General features: G+C 52.1%; 30 protein-coding genes. 10 read left to right on the top strand and 20 right to left on the bottom strand.

The window, feature by feature from the left end; translation table 11 throughout:
• Positions 1-10: 10 nt before the first annotated feature.
• Positions 11-706: a C40 family peptidase gene (locus tag PT964_RS11615; RefSeq protein WP_274363511.1), complete on the bottom strand. Its 696-nt coding sequence runs from the start codon at positions 704-706 to the stop codon at positions 11-13.
• A 148-nt stretch (positions 707-854) separates the two neighbouring features.
• Complete coding sequence (locus PT964_RS11610) at positions 855-1223, bottom strand: L,D-transpeptidase (protein ID WP_337995023.1); 369 nt, start codon at positions 1221-1223, stop codon at positions 855-857.
• A gap of 281 nt (positions 1224-1504) precedes the next feature.
• On the opposite strand from PT964_RS11610, the gene PT964_RS11605 reads away from it, so the two are divergent.
• Entirely contained in the window at positions 1505-1942 is a 438-nt protein-coding gene (locus PT964_RS11605; RefSeq protein ID WP_425262706.1) for a PCYCGC motif-containing (lipo)protein, read from the top strand.
• A gap of 208 nt (positions 1943-2150) precedes the next feature.
• On the opposite strand, the gene PT964_RS11600 is transcribed toward PT964_RS11605, so the two are convergent.
• The 5 genes from PT964_RS11600 to PT964_RS11580 form a co-directional block, all read right to left on the bottom strand.
• Positions 2151-3092, bottom strand: coding sequence for a hypothetical protein (locus tag PT964_RS11600; protein WP_274363509.1), 942 nt, complete (start codon positions 3090-3092; stop codon positions 2151-2153).
• Positions 3055-3579 carry an RNA polymerase sigma factor gene (locus PT964_RS11595; RefSeq protein ID WP_274363508.1) on the bottom strand — a complete coding sequence of 175 codons (525 nt, stop codon included), beginning with the start codon at positions 3577-3579 and terminating at the stop codon, positions 3055-3057. The genes PT964_RS11600 and PT964_RS11595 overlap by 38 nt, the downstream gene beginning before the upstream one ends.
• A gap of 127 nt (positions 3580-3706) precedes the next feature.
• A complete protein-coding gene (locus PT964_RS11590) occupies positions 3707-4942 on the bottom strand; it encodes an ATP-binding protein (protein ID WP_274363507.1) in 1236 nt (411 codons plus the stop codon).
• A 133-nt stretch (positions 4943-5075) separates the two neighbouring features.
• Complete coding sequence (locus PT964_RS11585; protein WP_274363506.1) at positions 5076-6095, bottom strand: DUF2332 domain-containing protein; 1020 nt, start codon at positions 6093-6095, stop codon at positions 5076-5078.
• Positions 6096-6193: 98 nt separating this feature from the next.
• Complete coding sequence (locus tag PT964_RS11580; RefSeq protein ID WP_274363505.1) at positions 6194-7207, bottom strand: LCP family protein; 1014 nt, start codon at positions 7205-7207, stop codon at positions 6194-6196.
• Positions 7208-7444: 237 nt separating this feature from the next.
• Here PT964_RS11580 and PT964_RS11575 point away from each other — a divergent pair, with 237 nt between their 5' ends.
• The 3 genes from PT964_RS11575 to PT964_RS11565 all read left to right on the top strand — a co-directional run bounded on the left by PT964_RS11575 (position 7445) and on the right by PT964_RS11565 (position 9636).
• The gene (locus PT964_RS11575; protein ID WP_425262703.1) at positions 7445-8353 is read left to right on the top strand and encodes a L,D-transpeptidase family protein; all 909 of its coding nucleotides are present in this window, start codon (positions 7445-7447) and stop codon (positions 8351-8353) included.
• Between the two features lie 95 nt (positions 8354-8448).
• On the top strand, positions 8449-9213 hold the full coding sequence (locus PT964_RS11570; protein WP_274363504.1) for a M15 family metallopeptidase: 765 nt from the start codon (positions 8449-8451) through the stop codon (positions 9211-9213).
• A gap of 63 nt (positions 9214-9276) precedes the next feature.
• Entirely contained in the window at positions 9277-9636 is a 360-nt protein-coding gene (locus tag PT964_RS11565) for a hypothetical protein (protein ID WP_274363503.1), read from the top strand.
• A gap of 71 nt (positions 9637-9707) precedes the next feature.
• Here PT964_RS11565 and PT964_RS11560 read toward each other — a convergent pair whose 3' ends face one another.
• Together PT964_RS11560 and PT964_RS11555 are read right to left on the bottom strand one after the other, a co-directional pair.
• Positions 9708-10214, bottom strand: coding sequence for a hypothetical protein (locus PT964_RS11560; protein ID WP_274363502.1), 507 nt, complete (start codon positions 10212-10214; stop codon positions 9708-9710).
• Between the two features lie 80 nt (positions 10215-10294).
• On the bottom strand, positions 10295-12190 hold the full coding sequence (locus tag PT964_RS11555) for a PrkA family serine protein kinase (protein ID WP_274363501.1): 1896 nt from the start codon (positions 12188-12190) through the stop codon (positions 10295-10297).
• A 181-nt stretch (positions 12191-12371) separates the two neighbouring features.
• Here PT964_RS11555 and PT964_RS11550 point away from each other — a divergent pair, with 181 nt between their 5' ends.
• A complete protein-coding gene (locus PT964_RS11550; RefSeq protein WP_274363500.1) occupies positions 12372-13163 on the top strand; it encodes a DUF2161 domain-containing phosphodiesterase in 792 nt (263 codons plus the stop codon).
• 25 nt (positions 13164-13188) lie between these two features.
• Here PT964_RS11550 and PT964_RS11545 read toward each other — a convergent pair whose 3' ends face one another.
• The 3 genes from PT964_RS11545 to PT964_RS11535 are packed head-to-tail and all read right to left on the bottom strand — an operon-like array spanning position 13189 to position 15200.
• Positions 13189-13371, bottom strand: a complete 183-nt coding sequence (locus tag PT964_RS11545) for a hypothetical protein (protein WP_274363499.1) — start codon at positions 13369-13371, stop codon at positions 13189-13191.
• A gap of 47 nt (positions 13372-13418) precedes the next feature.
• Positions 13419-14387, bottom strand: a complete 969-nt coding sequence (locus PT964_RS11540) for an NAD(P)/FAD-dependent oxidoreductase (RefSeq protein WP_274363498.1) — start codon at positions 14385-14387, stop codon at positions 13419-13421.
• A 48-nt stretch (positions 14388-14435) separates the two neighbouring features.
• Positions 14436-15200 (bottom strand): sulfite exporter TauE/SafE family protein, encoded by a 765-nt coding sequence (locus PT964_RS11535; protein ID WP_274363497.1) that lies wholly within the window; start codon positions 15198-15200, stop codon positions 14436-14438.
• Positions 15201-15630: 430 nt separating this feature from the next.
• Between PT964_RS11535 and PT964_RS11530 the strand changes: the two genes are divergently transcribed.
• Entirely contained in the window at positions 15631-16779 is a 1149-nt protein-coding gene (locus PT964_RS11530; protein WP_274363496.1) for a cation:proton antiporter, read from the top strand.
• A gap of 24 nt (positions 16780-16803) precedes the next feature.
• Here the strand turns inward: PT964_RS11530 and PT964_RS11525 are convergent, their stop codons facing one another.
• Entirely contained in the window at positions 16804-16896 is a 93-nt protein-coding gene (locus tag PT964_RS11525; protein ID WP_274363495.1) for a YjcZ family sporulation protein, read from the bottom strand.
• Between the two features lie 205 nt (positions 16897-17101).
• Here PT964_RS11525 and PT964_RS11520 point away from each other — a divergent pair, with 205 nt between their 5' ends.
• Together PT964_RS11520 and PT964_RS11515 are read left to right on the top strand one after the other, a co-directional pair.
• Entirely contained in the window at positions 17102-17422 is a 321-nt protein-coding gene (locus tag PT964_RS11520; protein ID WP_274363494.1) for a hypothetical protein, read from the top strand.
• A 46-nt stretch (positions 17423-17468) separates the two neighbouring features.
• The gene (locus PT964_RS11515) at positions 17469-18023 is read left to right on the top strand and encodes a DUF421 domain-containing protein (protein ID WP_274363493.1); all 555 of its coding nucleotides are present in this window, start codon (positions 17469-17471) and stop codon (positions 18021-18023) included.
• A 45-nt stretch (positions 18024-18068) separates the two neighbouring features.
• Here the strand turns inward: PT964_RS11515 and PT964_RS11510 are convergent, their stop codons facing one another.
• Together PT964_RS11510 and PT964_RS11505 are read right to left on the bottom strand one after the other, a co-directional pair.
• A complete protein-coding gene (locus tag PT964_RS11510; protein WP_274363492.1) occupies positions 18069-18770 on the bottom strand; it encodes a nucleotidyltransferase domain-containing protein in 702 nt (233 codons plus the stop codon).
• A 5-nt stretch (positions 18771-18775) separates the two neighbouring features.
• Complete coding sequence (locus PT964_RS11505) at positions 18776-19498, bottom strand: class I SAM-dependent methyltransferase (protein WP_274363491.1); 723 nt, start codon at positions 19496-19498, stop codon at positions 18776-18778.
• Between the two features lie 61 nt (positions 19499-19559).
• Here PT964_RS11505 and PT964_RS11500 point away from each other — a divergent pair, with 61 nt between their 5' ends.
• A complete protein-coding gene (locus PT964_RS11500; RefSeq protein ID WP_274363490.1) occupies positions 19560-19943 on the top strand; it encodes a YmaF family protein in 384 nt (127 codons plus the stop codon).
• Between the two features lie 8 nt (positions 19944-19951).
• Here the strand turns inward: PT964_RS11500 and PT964_RS11495 are convergent, their stop codons facing one another.
• Genes PT964_RS11495 through PT964_RS11475 form a run of 5 tightly spaced genes read right to left on the bottom strand, consistent with a single transcriptional unit; the run spans position 19952 to position 21597 of the window.
• Positions 19952-20323, bottom strand: coding sequence for a spore germination protein GerPE (locus PT964_RS11495; protein ID WP_274363489.1), 372 nt, complete (start codon positions 20321-20323; stop codon positions 19952-19954).
• 12 nt (positions 20324-20335) lie between these two features.
• A complete protein-coding gene (locus PT964_RS11490; protein ID WP_274363488.1) occupies positions 20336-20524 on the bottom strand; it encodes a spore gernimation protein GerPD in 189 nt (62 codons plus the stop codon).
• Complete coding sequence (gene gerPC / locus PT964_RS11485; RefSeq protein WP_274363487.1) at positions 20487-21140, bottom strand: spore germination protein GerPC; 654 nt, start codon at positions 21138-21140, stop codon at positions 20487-20489. The genes PT964_RS11490 and gerPC overlap by 38 nt, the downstream gene beginning before the upstream one ends.
• 27 nt (positions 21141-21167) lie before the next feature.
• Positions 21168-21365: a spore germination protein GerPB gene (locus PT964_RS11480; protein ID WP_274363486.1), complete on the bottom strand. Its 198-nt coding sequence runs from the start codon at positions 21363-21365 to the stop codon at positions 21168-21170.
• A gap of 1 nt (position 21366) precedes the next feature.
• Positions 21367-21597, bottom strand: a complete 231-nt coding sequence (locus PT964_RS11475; protein ID WP_274363485.1) for a spore germination protein — start codon at positions 21595-21597, stop codon at positions 21367-21369.
• Positions 21598-21732: 135 nt separating this feature from the next.
• On the opposite strand from PT964_RS11475, the gene PT964_RS11470 reads away from it, so the two are divergent.
• Positions 21733-22203, top strand: coding sequence for an Hsp20/alpha crystallin family protein (locus tag PT964_RS11470; protein WP_274363484.1), 471 nt, complete (start codon positions 21733-21735; stop codon positions 22201-22203).
• The last annotated feature ends 48 nt before the right edge of the window (positions 22204-22251 follow it).

Raw genomic sequence — 22251 nt, 5'->3', positions numbered from 1 at the left:
TTTTTCCGTTTTAAACTACCCGTCTACCCGTTTTATAATGGTTTTTCCAATATCCGGTGCTAAGATCGCTCGTGCCGACCTTGTTGATCGGGGAACTGTGAATGAATTTCCCGCTTCCGATATAGATCCCGACATGATTAACGATGCCGTTGTTGGTCGTATCGAAAAATACGAGATCTCCCGGCTTCAAATTCGACTTGGACACATATTTCCCGGCCTTTGCTTGCGCTCTGCTAGTCCGGGGAAGGCTGTACCCGTGCTTCTTATTGAATACCAATTGAACGAACGCCGAGCAATCGGAGTATCTGTAGCCTGTATTCCACGGCTCTGCACCGAACTTATATTTAAAGTCGCCGATGTAGCTTTTGGCCGTAGCAACGATTTTACTTGCTTTCGACGTCGCGCTGGTGCTGGTGCTGGTGCCGGTTGCGGTGGTCGTTCCGACTTTACGGGTAAACTTGCTAAGTGCAGAGATGTAGCCGGTCTTCCCGTTCACACTCACCTTCAGCCAGTACTTATTGACCTTCGATAATACTTTTACGTCAGTGCCCTTGGAAAGAAAACGGTAGACGGTAGAATTGACGCTCGGCTTGCTTCGGAAGTTTACGCCGGAGATGACTTCAACATTGTAGGCTGCCGAAGCCGATGTAGCAAAGACAAGAACGGACATGATTACTGCGACAAACATGGAAGTAAAGACTTTCATTTCCTTCTCTCCTTTCTAACTATAAGGCTAACTTATAGAATAGAGAAGGATAAACCCTCAAAATTTGGAAGGGACGCCTACAGCCGCCTTATAATGGCTGTTTTGGGCACCCCTTTCAGCTTCGCGACACGGCATGACGATCCGCCGGTTAGTCCTTAATAATGACCCTCGTACCTAACGGAATATGGCGGTACAGCCACTCCACATCTTTGTTCCGCATGCGGATGCAGCCTGAAGAAACGCTGTGTCCGATGGAGAACGGATTGTTCGTCCCGTGTATTCCGTATTTATATCCTCCCGTGTTCGGGACGTTGATTCCGATCCAACGTGAACCGAACGGATTTCGCTTATCGCCGGGAGGGATATTTTTCCTAACGTACCAAGGATTTTTTGTTTTATTTGCAATCGTAAACTCGCCTTCCGGCGTAAGCTCGCCCCTTCCGGTGGCGACAGGAAATGAGTATACGACGTGATCGTTTAAAAATACTTGAAGCCTATGACGTGATTTATCAATCACAACGCAAATATCGTCCTCCACCGGCTGCGCCGACAGGAAGGATGGGGAAAGGGAACTGAAGAGCATTGCCAACAAAGCGACCGTAAGCCATCTAACGATACCCCCTCATCTCCTTCACACATTGCTGCCCCATTAGATTCCCTCGCGGATAGGTTTTTATTCCCAATGGACAAATTGTGACCGAACGGAAATCGAGCCGGATTTTATGTTATATTTACCTGTAATCTACATTGTTGGAGGAGAAGGCAATGCGTAGTAAAGGCGCGATCATTTTGTTCGTCATGGCGGTTGTTTTAGCGGCTTGCACCGGGGCGGGCAACGAATCCCACGAGGGGCATACGCATGGGGATCTGCAGGAGGAAACCTCGTCGGCCGACGTACTTCCCAGCTTCCTTGACGGAAAGGCGGAGGAAATTCGGCTGGTGTACCGGTTGGCTGGAGCTTCGACCGATTTGCTCCAGTGGATTCCTTGTTATTGCGGCTGCGGGGAAAGCGTCGGGCACCGAAGCAACATGAACTGCTTCATTAAGGAGGCTCGGGAGGACGGCACCGTCGTCTGGGACGATCACGGCACGCGCTGCGGCGTCTGCCTGGAAATTGCCGCGCAATCGGTGAAGCTGAAATCGGAAGGCAAGTCGGACCTGGAAATCCGCGATTTCATCGATCAAACGTACGGCAAGGGCTATGCGGCCCCGACGCCGACTCCGATGCCGATGTAATTGGAATTGGCGGCGGTAACCCGTTTTCTTGCCGGGTCGTGCGCGAATATGGCAAAACTATATTCATATCGTGTCGTGGTTTTTCTATCATTTCGCCGAAATTCCGCCTCAGCCGGCCATTATGGAAAAAGTGTGTCCAAAACCGGCAGTTTGCGCAGCAGATTTTGAACACAGTTTTACCATATGGTTGGGATTGTCCGCGAAAACTCTAATGCTCGTTATTTTGCTGCAAAATGCTTCGTGCGGTCTCCACCAGTTCCTCTTTGGAGATCCATTGTTCCTGCGGCATCATTCCAGCTAACTCATAAGCATAATTTTCGCCGCCAATGTTGATTCCGAATGTCAGCCTGTTTCCGTCCCGGTAATACAATGCTTCGTGACCGTCAATATTGATCACTTCCAACGCGTCCGGGGAAATGGATGACATAATGCCTTCTGATTTGTAGATATAGAGGTGCAGCATGTGCGGAAACTGGTCTGTACCGTACTCCAGGTTTATACGTCTTGACTCTTCGGTAAGCCGTCCTTTTTTAACGATGTATTCTTTATTTTTACTTTTCGCTTCCTCATATAACGCGTCCAATTCGCTTAATTCCATTGGATCCGTCTCATATGAGATGGAACCTTGCATGAACGAAAGATCGTCGGGAATATGCGTAGGCGCGATAAAATTTGTGACCGTCGCATTCGCCAATTCCTTAGGATCATTGTATACCGCCTTATTCATGAGCACTTGATAGTATCTGTCGACTTCATACGCTTCGGGAGCTAGAAACAAAGCGTACTCCCCTGGGCCCAATTCGTTCTCCACTTCCTTCATTTCCGCTTTGTACCGTGCCCAAATACCGCGTACCTTCGCGTCTTTCTCCACCCGCGATTCGCTGGTCTGAGAATACTTAAAAACAATTTCCCCGTCTTTGTTATGTAGCTGCAAGACGACTCTGGCCGCCATCGCAGCGGTCCCCATAACCAAAATAAGACATAAACCCAATGACAGCATGACCGCTTTTTTGCTCCAACCTCGCCTCCTTACCGCCGTTAATGCGTTATGCAGCTTCTCCTCAAGCTTTTCGTTGCTTTCATAAGGGACTTCGCTATTTTTTAAAGCTGACTCAAACTCCTCGAATGAACGATACGGCCTCGCTTTCATCCGAAACCCCTCCTTCGGCTATGTACTTCTTACGAATCTTCGTCTTTGCTCTTTCGAACCGTTTTCTTACCGTAGCAGGAGCTGCCTGAACGATGCCGCCGATTTCCTCGTAGCTTTTATCCTCAATAATTCGAAGCAGCAAGATGGACCGGTCTAACGGTGGTATGTGGGATAAAATTTCGTGAATCGATGAATGCTGTTCGACGGCTTCATAACCATCGGCTTGGCTCGGCTGCTCGACCCGGAAGGGAATAAATTTGTAAAGCCTTTTTCTTCTGATGACATTCAGGCAGTGGTTATGCGCGATCGTTAATAGCCATGCATAATCGGAACGAATGCGTTTGTCCTTCGGGTCGGCTTTCAGCGCTTTAAGAAACACTTCCTGCACGGCATCTTCCGCTTCTTCTTTATGCCTAAGCATGTGGTAACAATATTTGAAAACAGAGCTGTGATATCGGGTTACTAAAAAATGAAGCCGCTCCCGCATCAACTTCTTCCCCCTTTCCATTGCATACCATATAAGACAATCGTCGTAGTTGCTTTGTGACGCATCGCAAAAAAATCTAAAAAAGGCCGCAATCCCAATTGGAATCGCAGCCGAATATTGCAAGCCTTTATGATTGAGGCACGATAATACAGAACGTAGTTCCTTTGCCCTTCTCGCTTTCAACAATGATTTCACCGTCAATCGATTCGATAATCCGGTAGCTTACCATAAGCCCGAGACCGGTGCCCTTCGATTTCGTGGAATAGAACGGGCTTCCGAGTTTTGCAATTTGATCCTTCGTCATGCCGACTCCGGTATCCGCGATTTTGATTGCGACCTTATCGCCCTTGCGAAACGCGCGGATCGTGATCTCGCCGCTATGCTCCATCGCTTCTACGCCGTTTTTAATAATATTGACCATCACTTGCGTCAGTTTTTTGGAATCGGCTTTCACATACAAAGATTCTTCCGCCTGCCAGCGAGCGATGTGGTTGTGCGAGGTGACATAAGGCTCAATGATATTGACCACATTGGCAATCAGGTCCTTTACATGAACCGTTTCGATTTTTTCGGCCTGCGGCTTCGCAAACAGCAAATATTCGGATATGATCGATTCGGCCCGGTCGATTTCTTCCAAAGCAAAAGTGGAATATTTAGTGTCGGTATCGTTGTTCATACGATGCTTCAGCAATTGCAGGAAGCCTTTGGCCACCGTCATCGGGTTGCGGATTTCGTGTGCGATCGTTGCAGCCAGCTCCCCCAATACATACAGCTTCTCCGCACGGTGTATCTCCTCGCGCATCCTGATATTATCAAGCATCGTAACAATGATAAACATGGTGATCCATGCGCAAACGCCGACAAGCAGGCAATAGTATATAAAAAAACCGAATTGCTCGCTAAGCGCTTCGTACGATTTCATCATACTGCTGGCCGCGACAAAAACGGCGGAGGAGAGAGAGGCTAACGTGCCTGCGGCGATCTGCCCTGACTTCGACGAATGTCTTAAAAACTTTGAAAATAGCACCATAATCAAATATAAAGGAAGGTATGACAGCAAAGTGGCCTCAAAGCCTATGCCCCCAAGGTGATACCGGTACAAGATCAGCACCAGCGCGACCATGCTTCCCGATTCGAACCCGCCGTACGCAATCGTGACAACGAACGGAATAATTCTCAAATCATAAATATAGCCGGGGAACACGGTAAACGGAAAGCTCATGCAAAACATTACCGAGAGACTGCCGAAAATGCCGATCAGCAGCTTATTCCATTTGGACCGATACAGGCCAAGGGAGAAATAGGTGAGAACGCTGACTAATATGAACAAAAAATTCAACAGCAAATTGTCGATTCCTAACATCGGATCCCCTCTACCGCCGCACCGACATGGTCACCGCCGAGTAAACACCTGTTATTCCTCGCAATTACTGTAACTTGATTTCCTGGTATTGTCACTCTAAAAATTATCGCGCGTATTTTTTTGCCTGTGGCCATTACTGCTTCCATTCAAACCAGCGCCCGTGTCCCTCGGCCGCGGCCAACGTTTCTGAATGCTCTTCTCCGTCTAAATAATAATCCAAGTGAAGATCGGAGTCACCAATATTGTTGTATAAATGAAATACATCTCTGGATTGGCCTACCGCACGTACGCGCTCCAGCAGTTCATCTCTGACGGCTGCCGGCATTTGGTTGGCAACGTGCGTATGAAATATGCAAATAACGGAATGTTTTGGCGTTTTATTCACCAACCTGGTTAGCAGCGTTACCCCGTCCCCCTCAATCAACATCGGCGGCTTCGACTTAACGATCTCGGCCGCCTTCCGGAACCGTAACCTCCGATCCGCATGCTCCGGCCATATTAAAGCCTGCAGCCAAAGCGCATCGTCCGGACGGTTAACATCGTTAACGTGCAGATCGACGCCGACTCTTGAAGCAATTGGGGGGCTTTCCTGCAACAAGAAAGGCCGTCTTTCTCCCCGAAGCTCCGTATTCAGCCTTAGCTCCGAGCGCGGATTGCCGTATACTTCGCCGGAGTCGTAAGAGTACGCATACTGGTCCCATAGAAGCTGCAGTCCTGCGCTTGTTCCGATTTCGATTAAGGACAACGGCCTCCCCGCGATACGGAAAATTCGGCAAAAGCAAGGGTATAGGTAGGCGCATCTTCCGACTTCATTCGTCTGGACTCTTTTATGCTGGAGGATAAAGATCAATTCGTCCCTATGCTGTAAACAAAAGTCCTTGAAGACCGGAAATGCCTGCAAACTCTCTTTAGGCGTATCCGCCACGCTGCCGTAATAGTCCGTCAATGGGTGTCGAGCCCCATTTAGCAGCAAGTATTGCACCGCCCCGAAAAACAAATTGGGCACAGGCTGTCCCTCGCCCGCATGCGAAGCAATGCCGAGCAGTTGCTCGTCATCGGCGGTAAATTGCGAAAGAATCTCATATAATCGGCTTGAACCTTTGCATTCCTTGAACGCGAATGACTTGAACTGTCCCGACAAATGATCCTTCACGGCCGTTTCCCCCTGTACGCTTTTAAAAGGTATATATTGGGATCGTACCATGGGGAGGCAATGAGCAAAACTTCAAGGTTTTTATGGTAGATATAAACTTAATTAATCGGAGATAAAGACGAAGCTGCTTCGGCCTGAACGGAAGGAAGGTCCGCTTGCCGAATAAGCTCGTCAATCTGAAGCCTCGCTTCGGCTACCTTCACTTCATCCAGTTCAAGATACCACACCTTATCCTTCCAAGCGCCATGCCCGCTTAGCGTAGTGGAATGGATGGCTAAGCTCTTTTCGTTATCCCCGATATAATCGGCAATCCGTTCCGTAATATCCCCAGGCGGCATATTCGTTTGGAGATTGTCGCCTACAATGCCCAGCAGCTCGCTGACCTTGGTCAAATTTTCAAAGCTCTTAGCTTTCTTGAGCAATGCAGCGATAAACTCCTGGTTTCTGGCCGCACGGCTCAAATCGCCCCCGGCATCCTCCCGGTAACGGAGATAATTTAGCGCATCGACTCCCATATACTTATCCTGGCCGGCCTTTACGACAAACTTCTCATGGTCCGGGTCGTCATTGACAAGATCCTTCCCGATATTTAACTCAATTCCGCCCAGACTGTCCACCATTTCGACCACGCCTTTAAAATTGATGGACACATAGTAGTCTATCGGCTGGTCCAGCAGCCGCTCGACGGCTTTCACAGCGCCCTTCGCGCCGCCGTACGCGTATGCATGGGTCGCTTTATCGTACCGGCCCTCTTCAGGCAAATAAATATATGAATCCCTCGGGATCGAAACCAAAGTCAGGTCTTTGCTCTCCGGCAAAAACACGCCGAACATCATCGTATCCGATCGGCCGCGTTCCTTCCCCCGCTGGTCAACCCCAAGCAGCAAGAACGTAATAGGCGACTTACCCCGCTCCGGCTCGGGCTGCAACACTGTCGCCTCGGAGGATGGGTCAGGCTCGATCGGCACATACGTTTCCGCAAGTTGTTCGTTGATTTTCGGCGCTACAAACATACGGAACAGCGAAGCCGCAATCGCGTTTCGGAAAGCGGTGCCCGCTATTAAGATCAAAAGCACACAGCTGAGAATTGCCCACTTGTTTTTGGCTAGCATTCCATCACGCCTTTCTTCCGCAGTTACATCAATAGACGAAAAGAACGGCAAAAAGGTTCCAAAGACCCTACTTCCGGCTCGCACCTCCGCGCTCAGCTTGCAAGTTGATGGCCGAGCGACGACTCAACCCCCGATAATGTTGCACCGAAAGTAAGATTTATTTAGGTCATAGGACACACACCTTCCCTAATATTGATTAACAGTGTTAAGAAATCACTTCCAGGGGGTGTTCATCCATTGAACCGCAATCTTTATCGATGTACCGTCACGGCCGTCTTGTTCGCCTTGCTTCTGGCTTGCTGCTTAGCGGGAACCGCGAAGGCCGGCGAGTCTTCGGAGGACTTAATTATCGTAAATAAAAAGACGAATAAGCTCGCGTATTATCGGAACGGGGTGCTGGAGAAGGAGTTTTCCGTGGCGACCGGCCGCACCACTAAGCTCACACCCGAAGGGAAATTCAAAATCGTAAGCAAAATCAAGAACCGCCCGTATTACAAAGACAACATTCCGGGCGGCGACCCGAAAAATCCGCTCGGCGACCGCTGGCTCGGCCTTGAAGTTGGGAAAACCTATGGAACGACTTATGCGATCCACGGCAACAACAATCCGGATTCGATCGGAAAATATGTGAGCGCCGGCTGTATTCGGATGAATAACGATGAAATTCATTGGCTTTACGATCAAGTAAAAATGTTCACCTACGTCGTTATAACGAACTCAAAGCTATCCTTCGATGAAATCGCGGCTAAACACCAGTACCCCTTATTGAAAACCTTCAAAGGCACCTTGATGATCGACGGGGAAACGAAGCCGGTGGAGAGGGAGCTGATCTTGTATAAAGATAGAGTGTTCGTGCCGCTGCGCAACAGCTTCGAGCTTATCGGAGGGACGATTCTCTGGGACCAAAGCGCAAAGACGGTTACCGCAACCATCGGAAATCGGACGATCGTTCACCAGGCCGAAACGAAAAGCGTGGAGGTGAACGGCGAGCCAATGGAGCTGACGCTGGAATCGCGCAATCTGAACGGGACGATCATGATTCCGCTCCGGGATGTCGCCCAAATGTCCGGCTATAATGTCGAATGGGATGCGATGAGCCATACGATTATTATGACATCCCCCGCCGCGCCCGCGCCTGCGCCATGATCGAATGGTCGGGCGGGGCGCTTTTTCCCGTCTACCGGAAGGACAAGCGGCATACAATGTATTAACAGAGATTCGAATATAAGGGGTAGGTGCGTATGCTCCACAAAAAAGCGCTAACCGTCATTGCCGCTCCGATCATCGCCGTCGCAACGGCCTTTCTGCTGGAGCAAACGCTGCAGGCAGCGTCCGTATGGGAGCCGGCTCCCGCTTTCGAAGAAAGCGTTTCGGTCGAAGCAGGGGCTATGGAAGCGGAAAGCATTTCTTTGATTGTGAACAAGCTGCAGCCGCTTTCCGCCAGTTATGCGCCGATTGATTTGGTCGTGCCCGATATTCCGTTCAGCTTCGAAGGGGAAGCCGAAAAGCGGTATTTGCGCAAGCCGGCGGCGGACGCCGCGGAGGAGCTGTTCCGTACCGCCGCGAAGGAAGGCGTTATGCTGTACGGCGTATCCGGGTACCGTTCCTATAAAACCCAGAGCGCGCTGTGGCGCTATAATGTACGGATGAAAGGTGTCGCCGCAGCTTCCCGCTACAACGCATCTCCCGGGATGAGCGAGCACCAGACGGGGCTGGCGCTGGACGTCTCGGCGAAAAGCGTCGGATTGACGCTGTCGGCGCCGTTCGGCCGAACGAAGGAGGGCTTATGGCTTGCGGACAACGCGCACCGCTTCGGCTTTATCCTCCGGTACCCCGAAGGCAAGGAAGGCATAACCGGCTATGCATATGAGCCTTGGCATATTCGCTACGTAGGCGTCGAAACAGCCCGGACGATATACGAAAACAAGCTGACGTTGGAAGAATGGGCGGACCGCGGCGTGCCGGCTTCCGGATCGCTTCAATTTTTCCCCTTCAACCTCTTCTAGAAATATGCTACATTGGAAATAACAATTTTTAGCAGAGTCGAAGTTTCCGGGAGGGACCTTCCAATGGTGGAAAATGTTTTATCCAAAGAGGAGTTGGAAGCGCTCTTACACGATTACACAGACGAGACGATGAAGGGGGACGAGGACCCCCGATTGGAGAGCGGCGATAAGGACAAGCTGCTGCATGCCGTCGTTCGCAATCAGCTGCGGCTGCTGCGCATGATCGACGACCTTCAATTGGAAATTCAAACGCTGCGATCGCAGCTGTATTCCGTCATGGATGCCGGAACCGCCTCGGAAGCCGCCGTTTCGATCGAGCCGATGCCGCTGCCGTTCATGGGCCGAAGGAACGAAGAGCAGAAGGACGACGAACCGGGGCCGCTGTCAAGGAAAGAACGGTACAAGAAGCAATCGAAACGGTAAAACCCCGGCTTCCATCGAAGCCGGGTTTTTCAAAAGAACAACCATTCTTAAATCGCAAGAAAAACTTCCGGTTACAAGCTGGCGGTGACGCCTATAATTTGATCGGTAAATAAATACACATGATCCATATGAATTTTATGCGTCGGATTGGCGTAGGGAGTAATCGTCACATCCTCCACCAAAATCGCTCCCGTATTGTTGACCACTACAGGCTGGCCCTCCATCTCGTCAACCGCCGCCTTCAGCTGTTCGTTGCGGATATCCATGGACTGCTGGAACATTTCCGTTACGTAAACGTGGCGTTCCGCCGCTTGATCGCCTTCCGCCTCGACTTCGGCTGCCGGCCCTCTGACGACGGCGCCCTCCACCAGTCCGAAGTTCGTCAGCAGATTGAATTTCGGCCGCTTCTTGTCGCCTTCCTTCGGTTCCCGGTTTTCGCTTAACGCCCTGAACATGAATTCCAAGGTGACGACGGTCGCCGCTTTCACATCGACGCGGTTATCGATAAATGACGGAGACTGCAGCTCTTCATGAACTGCGCGCTGCTCCTTCTCCCGCTCTTGAAGCTTCTCAGCCAAAGCGTATCTCCTCCACTAACCAGGGTTGAATAATTGCTATTGTCCCCTGTGGAAGAAATGCTATCCGGCTTTAAGAGCGGCTATCGGTTCAGCAGGCTGCCCACGTAGCGAAGCAGCTCGTTGGCGCAAACCGGGCAATATCCGTGCTCGTCGATCAGCCTGCGGCTTACTTCGTTAATTTTTTTCAGCTGCGCTTCGTCCGGCGTCTTTGTGGAGGTGGTGATTTTGACGACATCCTTCAAATCGGCAAACAGCTTTTTCTCGATCGCCTCGCGCAGACGATCGTGCGTCGCGTATTCGAACGTCTTCCCTTTACGGGCGTAGGACGACATGCGGATCAGAATCTCTTCGCGGAACGCCTTCTTTGCATTGTCGGATATGCCGATTTGCTCCTCGATCGAGCGCATCAGCCTTTCGTCCGGGTCCATTTCCTCGCCTGTGAGCGGATCCTTGATTTTATTCCAATTGCAATAAGCCTCCACGTTATCCAAATAGTTTTCAAACAACGTCTTCGCGGACTCCTCGAACGAATAGACGAACGCCTTCTGGATTTCCTTCTTCGCCGTTTCGTCGTATTCCTTGCGGGCGAGCGAAATGAAGTTCAAATACTTCTCCCGCTCCTCCTTCGTAATGGAGGCGTGCTGATCGAGCCCGTCTTTGATGGCGCGAAGCACGTCGAGCGCGTTGATGCACGGCAAATCCTGACGAATCAGCGCCGAGGATATCCGGTTGATGACATAACGCGGATCGACGCCGCTCATGCCTTCGTCCAGAAATTCGTTCTGCATTTCCTTCACGTCTGCCGGCTTGAAGCCTTCGATCGATTCCCCGTCGTACATGCGCATCTTTTTTACTAAATCCATGCCTTGCTTCTTCGATTCCTTAAGCCGCGTCAATATCGAGAATATAGCCGCGGAACGCAGCGCGTGAGGGGCGATGTGCACGTGCCTCATATCCGACTGGCCGATAAGTTTCGCGTATATTTTCTCCTCGTCGGTCACCCGCAGGTTGTACGGAATCGGCATCACGATCATCCGCGATTGAAGCGCCTCGTTCTTCTTGTTGGCAATGAACGATTTATACTCCGATTCGTTCGTGTGCGCCACGATGAGTTCATCCGCGGAGATGAGCGCGAACCGGCCTGCTTTAAAGTTGCCTTCCTGCGTAAGCGAGAGAAGGTTCCACAGAAACTTCTCGTCGCACTTGAGCATCTCTTGAAATTCCATTACGCCGCGGTTCGCCTTGTTCAGCTCGCCGTCAAACCGGTACGCTCTAGGATCCGATTCGGAGCCGTATTCCGTAATGGTCGAGAAATCGATGCTCCCCGTTAAATCCGCAATGTCCTGAGATTTCGGATCGGAGGGAGAGAACGTCCCGATCCCGATGCGCTGATCCTCGGAAATGAGCACGCGCTCCACAGGCACATGCTCGACGCGGCCGTCATATTCGGTCTTCAGCCGAAGCTGGCACGACGGACACAGGTTGCCTTCGATCTTGATGCCCAGCTCCTTCTCCACTTCGGGGCGCAGCTCGAGCGGAATAAGGTGGAACGGGTCCTCGTGCATCGGGCAGCCTTTAATGGCGTACACCGCCCCCATATCCGTCCGCGAAAACTTCTCCAATCCCCGCTTCAGCAGCGTCACAATCGTCGATTTGCCGCCGGATACGGGTCCCATGAGAAGAAGTATGCGCTTTCGGACGTCAAGCCGCCGCGCGGCGGAATGAAAATATTCCTCCACCAGCTTCTCCAGCGCACGCTCCAGGCCGAATATTTCCTTCTCGAAGAACATATATCTTTTTTGGCCGTTCGACTCCTCGATTCCGGCATGCTTTATCATTTCATACACTCGAGCATGCGCCGTCATAGCCAAGTGGGGCTGTTTGCGAACCAGTTGAAGATAATCGGCAAACGTTCCGGACCAGGCTAGACGTTCCTCTTCGCCGCGGTAATCCGATATTCGCTTCAAAATATCCATTCGTATAACCCCCTCCAAGGTTGCTAAAAGGCCGCCTACATCATAAGACACGGAAGGTTATCTTACCGACTGTTACTGTAGTTAAGTGTATGCGGGGGTAAAGGATAAGTTTCCCCATAATTTGCAGGGGACGTGCTATAATTCTTATTAATATCGGAGTACAGGCGGGAGTGCGGCGAACGTGGGAAAGCGGAAGGAAAGCGGAGGCAGGGACAACAGCGCGCCGGTTACGGAACGGGTCAGAGCGGAGACGGAGCTGTATGCGCCGGTAAAGAAGTGGCTGGAGGAGCAAGGCTTTACGGTTCGCGGCGAGGTTCGCGACTGCGATGTCGTGGCCATCCGCGAGGGAGAGGAGTGGCCGGTCATTGTGGAGCTGAAGCGGCGCTTTAATTTGTCGCTTGTGCTGCAAGCGGTTCAGCGGCTGTCGGCAACGCCTAACGTATACATTGCCGCGGAGCTCACTGTCGGCAGAGGGGGCTTCGCCGTAGGGGAGATGCGCAGGCTGTGCCGGATGCTCGGCATCGGCCTGCTTACCGTGAGGTTGTATAAGCGCAAGCCGGCGCTCGTCGAGGTGCACGCGCACCCGGGGGACGAGCCGCCCAGGATCGGCCCCGCCAAGCCCGGACGCCGTACCTTAAAGCTTGTAACGGAGTTCCGGGAACGAAGCGGCGACTACAACGCCGGAGGCGGAACGGGCCGAAAGCTGGTGACCGCGTACCGAGAGAAGGCGCTGCGGTGCGCCGAGGCGCTTCACGCGAACGGCCCGCTGTCGCCCAGACGGCTGCGGGAGCTTGCCGGCACCGACAAGGCAGCGCTCATTGTTCGCGGCAACGTGTACGGCTGGTTCCGCCGGGTATCGCGCGGCGTGTATGAGCTGACGCCGGAAGGAGAGAAGGCGCTTGGCGAGTTTGAAGAAGTGGTGGCGGGCTTTAACATAAACAAAGAAAAGGTCCAATCTCCGGGCCGCGGATGATTGGACCTTTTCTTTTCCAGTGAAGCTATTCAGCCGACTTCTGGCGTTCATTCGCTTCGATCGACCGCTCCGTTTCGATTCCCGCCAGCTTGTCGTTCACGCTCATCACGTTGTGAGGGTTGTCCACCGCGCCTTCAACCGCCTGCGCCGTCATGTTGTCGTTCGTATTCGCAGAATTCGCGTCCGTAATGCCGTTCTTGTTTACCACTGGCCGTTACCTCCTATTGAGTAAATACAAAGGTATAATGTACCGTTTCAAGAGCCGCTATTCCCCGAGCCCGAGCCCGAATCCGAACACATGCCCGTCAAGGCGTCCTGCTTCAACAGCCATTTATGCATCCAGATCGCAGCCTGCAAGCCCTCGCCCATCGCAATCGTAAGCTGCTGTGAATGAACGGCCACATCGCCGGCCGCCCACACGCCGGGTACATTGGTCATCTTCGAGCGGGAATCGGTCGCGATATGCTTGTTTTCCATCCGCTCCACTCCAAGCTTCGCGGCCAAATCCGAGCGAACCTCGTTTCCGCCGAAAGCGATAAAAGCTCGCTCCGCTTCAATCGCCGTCCCGTCTTTCAGCCGCACCCCGGCAAACGTCCCTACATGCTCCGGACCGTTATGGACGATATGTTCGATCGGCCCGGGAACCGTTTCAATGCCCGCTTGCGCAAGCTTCGCTTCAAGCTCCGGAGTCGCCGCGATCCGTTCATGATTGATAAGCGTAATGCCGGCGGGCTTATGGTACATAAGCTCAAGCGCCATTCCCGCTCCGGCGTTTCCGGAGCCGAGAACGAGCGTACGCTTCCCGCGGATTTCATAGCCGTCGCAATCGGGGCAAATATAAACCGTTAACCCTAAGCATGGCCGAAGCCCGGGCACTTCGGGGATTCTGTCCTTAACTCCCGTAGCCAGAAGCACCGATCTCGCCGCATAACGACCGCCCTTGCGGCAAGCCACCGTAAAGATGCCGTCCTTATGCCTTTCGGCTTCCGCCGCCTCTGCGGCAACGAATTGGACCCCGTATGCGGCCGCTTGCTTCCGGCCCGATTGACGCAGCCATTCCCCGCTGACTCCTTCCGGATACCCCAGCACATTGTGATAGCTCCGGCACAGCGTCGAGCGTCCGTCTTCCCGGTCGATCACTACGACGGTTCGGCGGTAACGCCCAAGCTGTATCGCCGCCTGAAGTCCGGCAATCCCTCCGCCGACAATGATACTGTCGTACAAAAAAGGACACCCCCTTATTTCGGTTAGAGTGTCCATTCAATCGTTGAATTATAGTAACTTTGCGCCGCTGATCAGGATGAGCACCGCTACCGCCGTTCTTAGCGGCTTCGAAGGCGCTCTTGTGCTCAGCTTGCTTCCGATCAGAACCCCCGGTACCGATCCGGCGAGCAAATTCAAAGCAAGCGGAAAATCGACATTGCCGATCCCCGCATGCATCAATCCGGCTGCCGCCACGAGAAAGAAAGCATGTGCAATATCCGTTCCGACGATCCGGGCGGCGGGTAGACGAAAGAAGTATATCAATGCGAGCGCAAACAAAGACCCGGAGCCGATCGACGTAAGCCCTACGATAAATCCTAGAACGAACCCGATGACGACGGTAAGAAGACGCTTTTCTTCGATCGGCTTCGCCTGCCATTTGTTTTCCTTAGCTTCTTTAAATAAATATTGCCGGGCAAGGATGGACGCCGCAACGATCACGAGCATAATCCCGAGCGAGCTCCGGATGAGGTCCTCCTGCGAATCGAAGAAAACCTCGAACGCTTTAAGCAAAGCGACGGCCGCAACCGCGCCGGGCACGCTCCCCGAGGCAAGATAGCTCACCAGCTTCCATTGAATCGTCTTTTGTCTCCAGTGTTGAACCGTCCCGAATAATTTTGTAACGGAGTTATAAAATAAATCCGTACCGACGGCAATGGACGGGTTGATTCCTATGTAAATCAGGATTGGCGTCAGCAGAGCCGCGCCCCCGACTCCCGTTAAGCCGACAAGGAACCCGACGATCAGTCCGATTATGGCAATTGTCATATCCATAGAAAGGCCCCTTTTAATTCCTAGTAACTATATAGGAATTATATGTTTAAACCGTTGCATTTGTAAAGACACTTTGTTCACCGGATGTACATTTATTTTTGTGCGGCGGTCGGGTATAATGTCGATATACTGTATCTTGGAAAGGTAAAGGAACGAAGGGGGTTTATCTTTTGTTCAGCAGCGCATTTTGGATTATCATGGTCGTCATTGCCTTGTTTTTGTCCGTGATTTTCACGTCGTCCTACAACGAGGATAAGACGAAAGGCTTGTAGTCCGCACGTTAACAGCTTTCATAGGAAAGACGGTTTTACTGGAGGAGCCTGACACCAAGGCCCCTCTTTGTTCATTTTTAGGGGGCCCTGGTTTCAGGGTCCTTTTTTTATTCATTTTTCATCAAATCGGAATACTAAACCAAAAGGAGTGTAGAGAGATGTTAATCTTTCAACTGGCCGTCATTCTAATCGCTTCGAAGCTGGCAGGTGATCTGAGCGTAAGATTAGGGCAGCCCGCGGTACTCGGAAAGCTGCTGATCGGTATTGTACTCGGTCCTGCCGTGTTGGGCATTATTTCGGATACTCATATTTTGAGCGAAATCAGCGAGATCGGCGTCATTCTGTTGATGTTCATTGCCGGTCTCGAGACGGACGTCCAAGAATTCAAGAAGACCGGGAAAGCCTCCACTTATGTAGGTGTCGCAGGCATTGTCGTACCGCTCGCGCTCGGCTATCTCGCCGGTCTATGGATCGGTTTGCCGATGCTGCAGTCCGTGTTTTTGGGCTTGCTGCTTTCGGCGACGAGCGTCAGCATTTCCGTTCAAGCCTTGAAGGAAATGGGCAAGCTCAAATCCAAGGAAGGAACGACGATTCTCGGCGCGGCGGTCATCGACGATATTCTCGTCATTATCGCGCTGGCGTTTCTGATGAGCATGGCTGGCGGAGACGTCAATCTCGGCATCGTCGTATTGAAGAAGGTTGCTTTCTTCGCGATCGCCATACTGCTCGGCTGGAAGGTCATTCCTTGGGTGCTTCGGATGTTCGCTCCGCTGAAGGTGGCGGAATCCGTCATCTCCGCAGGGCTCATCATTTGCTTTCTTTTCGCGTATTTAGCGGATTATGCCGGAGTAGCGGCCATAATCGGCGCTTATATTGCCGGGGTAGCCATCAGCTTAACGAACTACCGGCATGAAGTGTTCGAGAAGGTGGAGACGATCGGGTATTCCTTATTCGTCCCGGTTTTCTTCACCTCGATCGGCGTTGCGGCCGATTTTTCCGGAATCGTCAGCCAGCTCGGCGTCATTATCGGGCTGAGCCTTCTAGCGATCGCCACAAAGCTTTTCGGCTCCGCGGCCGGGGCTAAATTAGGCGGCTTCGGCTGGAAGCAATCGCTTGGCATCGGGGCGGCCATGGTATCCCGCGGTGAGGTTGCCTTGATCATCGCGGCGATCGGATTGGAAAGCGGGCTGCTCGGCCAAGAGCTGTTTACCTCCCTCGTTGTCGTCGTACTTATCACAACGATTGTAACACCGCCGATGATGAAGCTGTTCTTTAAAGCGGAAGAGAGTAAATCCCCAAGCCAGTAAGCTTGGGGATTTGACCGCGAAACGTTAAATAAAGAAAGATCGCGTAATAATGACGAGCAAAATGAACAACACCAAAATAGCCGCCGTCGAAATTCCAAACCCACCTACTGCGGACATGGAGCTCACCTCCTGTACGAAGATATATCATTGTACGAAACCAGAGACGGGATTGAATAGGCATTTGTTCGCCGGCAAACGTCCAAATTTCCTTCCAACAAGAGACGACAATTAGGCAGCAACGGCCTATCCATTTCACGGAGACGCTTCATACTATACTAATGAACATGCTTTATTTTTAAGGACGGGAAGCGGGGTGACTGTCTTGAAACGAAATGAAAAGGCGAAAGTCAACATGTTTGGCGGCAATTTCCCCGGGTTGTTTGGAGCGCCCGGCGCTACCGGAGCCGCAGGCGCAGGAGGTGCGGGAGGCCTCGGCGGACTTGGCGGCATCTTTTCGATGATTCCGAAGATGTTCTCGCTCTTTCAGCAGATCGGGCCCATGTTAAACATGTTCCGCTCGTTAGGGCCGCTGCTGGGAGGCGGGCAAGCCGCGACGAGCAACGTTCGACCGCAGCAAAAGCGGCATAGCGGAAAGAAAGGGTCGGGCAAAAAATCGGCCGTCAGGCGCAATCGAAAGCATTAAAACCCGAATATTTGTCAACACTGCATGATAAAGTGCGGTGAATGGAATGAAAATGAATTTTTTCCTGGAAGCAATCATAATACTAGCGGCTTCCCTCATACTGATTCGCGTTGCGGGAAAAAAATCCGTTGCGCAAATGACGGGCGTAGAGACGATTACGATTCTTGCCATCGGAACGACGATGGGCCATGCCATACATGAAACTACGGTTTGGAAAACGCTCCTTGTCTTGGTTACGTTCGTTATGCTCATGATCTTCGTTCAGTACGCTCAATTAAAAGTAAATAAGGTGGAAAAATACGCAATCGGCGTCGCTACCCCTGTCATCATTAACGGAGAAGTGCTCTTCGAGAAGCTCAGGCGGCTTAGAATGACGGAGCGGCAGCTTGAAATGCGTCTTAGGGAGCAAGGAATTTCATATATTTCGGACGTGAAGGTGGCGACCATCGAGCCGAACGGACAGCTCGGATACGAGTTGTTTGAGCATGCCAAGCCGGTGACGAAGGATACGTTGCTCCAGCTTCTGAACAACGGGCAGCAGCAGTCCCCCCCCAAGAAGGAAGACAATTTATTCGACAAAGTTTTAAATAACGGACGATAAAAGCGTGCATCCCGCTTCCGGAGATGCACGCTTTCGTTTCATTCGCTATTCCTCGTAGCCTTCCAGCAAATATCCGCCGAACGGCTCAAGCACATCCAGGCACAACCGCTCCAATGGGGCAATATCGTCGTTTCGGTACAGAGCTTCCATCGCCGCCGCGAGCCTCTCCGCCGTTTCCTTCGAGCAGGACGCCAGCGCCCGGTACAAATGCTTGCCTTCTCCGAGCCAACAGTTGTTCGTCCGCAGAACAAACTCGCATAAAGAAGCGACGAGCTTGTTGGCCGAAAACCACCTGTCCCAGCTTTCTTCCGCCCCTCTTACATCCTCCAAATAATCGGAAATCGTATAGCGGGCCCGATCGATTTCGAAGACAGACCACGGCATAGGTCCGTATTCGAGGTCGGTGCGCGCCTCCTCAATGATTCCTTCCGCCCGATCGTCCCCGCGAATCGGAAGCCCTTCGACGAGCATTCGCTGCAAGGAAGGAACGCCCAATCGGATTCCCTCGTCGAAATATTCTCTGAATGTCTCCGGAGTGACTGCATAGCATTCGATAATCCAGCCGTGCTCTCTATAAACCTTGCGAAACGGATCCTCCTCCGAACCGAGCAAGACGACAATATCCAAATCGGAACGGTCGGTTGCTTCCGCTCTGCTGACGCTGCCGCCCAAGACGGCAAGCAAGCAATCGGGAAAATGTTCCGCGACAAACATTTCCGCAGCCTCGACAGCGCCTATACGTGCCATCGTTCTTACCCCTTCGTTCCGATGATGACGCCGTAGCCTAAATACGCTCTGTTTCTAGCCATAATATCCTCATATTGAGCAGCCGCTTCCCATTCCGCGCTTCCGACAACGACGTCGTCGTCGAACATCTGATGGAAATCCGGATGCTTCAACGTGTCCTCCCACTGGTTATCGGGCAGCGCGCTTTTGTTCCACAGCTCCACTTCCGCTAATCCGCCTTGTTTTGCCGCCATGCACCAATCGTCCGGTGAATATAACCGTTCGATTCCGAAGAAGGTGAGGATCGGCTCCGCCTGTTCCGCATCGAGCTCTTTCATTAGCAGCAGCTCTCTATCAAACAATCGGCCGCCTGGGACAAGCACTCTATTATATTCCTTGAAGGCTCGCGGTCCGGCAAACAGCGTAACCGATTCCGCAAGCACGACGTCAAAGCTGCCGTCCGCAAAGGGGAGCTCGTTGGCATCCGCCTGAAGGAACGTAACCTCCGCTTCATCCGCCGCCGCCCTTCTTAAAGCTTTCTCGATCATCTCTTTACGTATATCGACAGCCACTACTTCATATCCTTGTTTTGACAGGTAGCAAGCGGTTCTCCCGGTCCCGCAGCCGACCTCGAGAATTCGGCTGCCCTCCTTGATCGGATATTGCTCCAGCTGCTCCAGTGTGCCCGAAAATCCGCCCGGATGGGCGCTGCCCGCTCCGAAGCGGGCTAATAAATCCAAATAATTCATAGCTGCATATCAAATCCTTTCCGTCTGAATGGTATTGCACAAAAAAGGAGTTGTCACCTTAATGGTTGCGAAGCATGACCGGTTTCCGGCTCCGGCGCACGCTCACGGCTTTGCTGCGCTCACATCCGAAACGATGGGCCACGCCCATTTCCTGGTCCTAAATACGTATCCGACGAACGGCTCCGGTACGGACGGACATGTTCATCGGTACCAAGGGATAACCAGAACCGATGCCGGCCATTTCCATCGGTTTTTCGGTTCGACACGGCCTGCAATTCCGCTGCCGGACGGCTCTCACGTGCATGAAATCAGCGCCGAGGTTGACGATGAGCCGTTTATTTTTTTAGGAAACTACTATGAAACGGTGCAGGAGATTCCCCGTCACACCCACGCATTCTTTGGACGAACAGGCACGCCGATCGGCCAGGAGCCTTCCAACTGGTAGCCTGCTTCTTAGCGCCGCCGCGGCAAAATCTCGCGTACATGCTTTACCCTTGTCGTCGTGTCTACATCCCCCGTGCTGCCGATTTGCAGGACGGCAGCTACGGAAATACCGATAATATCAACGATACCGACATCGATGAACGGGTCAAGCGACTCGACCGACATAAAATCCGGCTCCTCGTGCTCCGGCCGGACGAACGGCTGTTGAAACACCGGATATCGGCTTAAGTCTCCTTCATTCCCCCGAAAACGCGGCTGCTCCCTTTGAATCGCGAGCACGGAGCTGTGCGGAGATATGTTTAAACAGTCTCCGACGTGTATGGTGGAGGAAAACAGCAGCGATCTGACTTTGATTCCGCCGACTCTCGACGTTCTAAACATATGGTATTCTCCTTACGTTACAAATGGAACGAGCGGACCCACGATCAAAGATTCCGGCGGCGTATCGAAGATAGAAGAGCAGTTAATGCTCCGCGTATCTCCGACAAGGACAACGGCCGAGCTCGCTACGCCGATAATGCGGATGTGATTCACCTGAAGCTGCCTATTGATCACTTGTATTGCCGGTGCCTGTCTGATCATCTTCCTCATCCTTTCGGAAATGCTCGATATACGCATCGACCGCCAAATCGATATCGCCGCGCAGCCGTTCGAATACCTGCCCGGGCAGCGACGGGTCCCCGTCCGCCAATGTTTCCTTCAGCTGTTTTATATACAATGTGATTCGCTCTCCGGCTTGCCGGACCATATCTTCCAAGATCATGCTTTTTTGTTCGGGGGTAATTGGCACTTGCATTGCTTCGGATCGTTTGTCGATACTGCTTGAGATGCTGTTATGTATGTATTGGTTTACCTCCCCCCGAAGCCGGGACAGCATCCCGCCTCCGGCATCGTCTCCCTGTTGGCCGATCGACACGTCTTGCGAATGCTGCTGACCGGCCATCAAGTCCTCGATGTTCCCCGTTAAGCCCGCCCCGCTTATGCCGATCGTCAGCGTACCCTCCAGCGTTTCCACCTTTAGCTGCTCGAAGTTATATTCGATCTTTTCAATATTCGTTCGAGGGGAGGATTGCAGGCTTTGCAGCTGGCTCTTGATTTCGGACAGCTCAACCTCCAGCTGCGCGATCCTCTCCGTTTGCCAGCGGACGAGACGGTATGTCTCGCATAATATATTCATAGCCTGCTGGTTTGTGAACATGGAATCACTCCCCTTGGAACGCGATGTTTACCGGCCGCCCGTAAATGGAATCAGCGGCGTTCCCGACAGCTCGCCGGGTGCCGGCGCAGGGCCGGTAAAGGCACCTGTGTTGTATAGATTGGATAGAGCTTTTATGATTCCGGCGGTGCCGATTTGCAGCACGGATGAATTGGTAATGCCTTCTATGCGTAAATTTTGTATGGAGATCGTTTGAACAATTTGCATATTATAACGGTCCGACCCCCTTCGTAACCGACGAGTCTATCAAATCCGGGTCCCAGGTTTGCGTCATATTAACCCCTGAATTCGTCACCGGGAAATCCCCCGTATTGAAGGAGCCCGATCCGGAGAACGTCTTTGAGGTGCTCCGGGGAACCAGAAACAGCGCATCTCCGAACTGCACGATCCCGCTGGACCCGACGCTTAATATTTTTATATTGCCTACAATAGCCGGCATTAGAAGCTACCCCTTTCGCCGCATATTACTAATATATGTTGAACCCATGTCCATGTTCCGCTAAAGTCCCGTTAGTATCACCTCTGCGCTCGCGTCATAAAATATAGAGATCATCTTGGAGAGGACGGTAGGGTGATGAATGATTCCAATTTCCCGGTGGACTGGGGCGAATTTGAAAAACAAATGCTGAAGCAATTCCCTTTCTTACCGAAAGATTTTATGAACGGCGGATCGATCCGAAACAACTCTTGGGTAGGCGACATCGTGAAGAAAAGCATCGACCGGTACTTAAATGAAGGCTTGCAGCCGAACGTCTTTAATCCGTTTGCCTCCGCATTGTTAAGCTACGACTTGTTCGAAACGCATCGCAGCGTCATTTTGCGTTTGAATATACCGAAAAATATGTCGCCGCACGAGGTCAAAGCGTCCGTCAACCGAAGAAAAGTCCGGATCGAGCTCCCGTCGGGAAAGCTGCAGGAAATTAAGCTGGAGAAGCCGGTCAATCCGAAACGGTCGCAAGCCGTATATAAGGAAGGTGTTCTGGAAGTCCGGATGCCGAAAATTCGGGAGCCGAAATCGTTTCATGAAGTGTATATCGAAGAGTAAAGATTCCCCAAGGGGCGGAGACGAACCGCTTTCTCTTACCCTTGGGGC

The organism is Paenibacillus thermotolerans (assembly GCF_028745515.1).
GTDB lineage: Bacteria > Bacillota > Bacilli > Paenibacillales > YIM-B00363 > Paenibacillus_AE > Paenibacillus_AE thermotolerans.
The sequence above is the reverse complement of the archived record's forward strand: the minus strand, read 5'-3'. Positions and strand labels throughout refer to the sequence as shown.

Bases quoted from the DNA above. Each gene is read 5' to 3' on its own strand.
- gerPC (WP_274363487.1), bottom strand. From the start codon at position 21,140: ATGTTCACAAACCAGCAGGCTATGAATATATTATGCGAGACATACCGT.
- PT964_RS11530 (WP_274363496.1), top strand. From the start codon at position 15,631: ATGTTAATCTTTCAACTGGCCGTCATTCTAATCGCTTCGAAGCTGGCA.
- PT964_RS11580 (WP_274363505.1), bottom strand. From the start codon at position 7,207: ATGCTAGCCAAAAACAAGTGGGCAATTCTCAGCTGTGTGCTTTTGATC.
- PT964_RS11570 (WP_274363504.1), top strand. From the start codon at position 8,449: ATGCTCCACAAAAAAGCGCTAACCGTCATTGCCGCTCCGATCATCGCC.
- PT964_RS11510 (WP_274363492.1), bottom strand. From the start codon at position 18,770: ATGGCACGTATAGGCGCTGTCGAGGCTGCGGAAATGTTTGTCGCGGAA.
- PT964_RS11590 (WP_274363507.1), bottom strand. From the start codon at position 4,942: ATGTTAGGAATCGACAATTTGCTGTTGAATTTTTTGTTCATATTAGTC.
- PT964_RS11600 (WP_274363509.1), bottom strand. From the start codon at position 3,092: ATGAAAGCGAGGCCGTATCGTTCATTCGAGGAGTTTGAGTCAGCTTTA.
- PT964_RS11515 (WP_274363493.1), top strand. From the start codon at position 17,469: ATGAAAATGAATTTTTTCCTGGAAGCAATCATAATACTAGCGGCTTCC.
- PT964_RS11615 (WP_274363511.1), bottom strand. From the start codon at position 706: ATGAAAGTCTTTACTTCCATGTTTGTCGCAGTAATCATGTCCGTTCTT.
- PT964_RS11565 (WP_274363503.1), top strand. From the start codon at position 9,277: ATGGTGGAAAATGTTTTATCCAAAGAGGAGTTGGAAGCGCTCTTACAC.
- PT964_RS11595 (WP_274363508.1), bottom strand. From the start codon at position 3,579: ATGCGGGAGCGGCTTCATTTTTTAGTAACCCGATATCACAGCTCTGTT.
- PT964_RS11495 (WP_274363489.1), bottom strand. From the start codon at position 20,323: ATGTTTAGAACGTCGAGAGTCGGCGGAATCAAAGTCAGATCGCTGCTG.
- PT964_RS11475 (WP_274363485.1), bottom strand. From the start codon at position 21,597: ATGCCGGCTATTGTAGGCAATATAAAAATATTAAGCGTCGGGTCCAGC.
- PT964_RS11505 (WP_274363491.1), bottom strand. From the start codon at position 19,498: ATGAATTATTTGGATTTATTAGCCCGCTTCGGAGCGGGCAGCGCCCAT.
- PT964_RS11535 (WP_274363497.1), bottom strand. From the start codon at position 15,200: ATGGATATGACAATTGCCATAATCGGACTGATCGTCGGGTTCCTTGTC.
- PT964_RS11500 (WP_274363490.1), top strand. From the start codon at position 19,560: ATGGTTGCGAAGCATGACCGGTTTCCGGCTCCGGCGCACGCTCACGGC.
- PT964_RS11605 (WP_425262706.1), top strand. From the start codon at position 1,505: ATGGCGGTTGTTTTAGCGGCTTGCACCGGGGCGGGCAACGAATCCCAC.
- PT964_RS11525 (WP_274363495.1), bottom strand. From the start codon at position 16,896: ATGTCCGCAGTAGGTGGGTTTGGAATTTCGACGGCGGCTATTTTGGTG.
- PT964_RS11480 (WP_274363486.1), bottom strand. From the start codon at position 21,365: ATGCAAATTGTTCAAACGATCTCCATACAAAATTTACGCATAGAAGGC.
- PT964_RS11555 (WP_274363501.1), bottom strand. From the start codon at position 12,190: ATGGATATTTTGAAGCGAATATCGGATTACCGCGGCGAAGAGGAACGT.
- PT964_RS11490 (WP_274363488.1), bottom strand. From the start codon at position 20,524: ATGATCAGACAGGCACCGGCAATACAAGTGATCAATAGGCAGCTTCAG.
- PT964_RS11470 (WP_274363484.1), top strand. From the start codon at position 21,733: ATGAATGATTCCAATTTCCCGGTGGACTGGGGCGAATTTGAAAAACAA.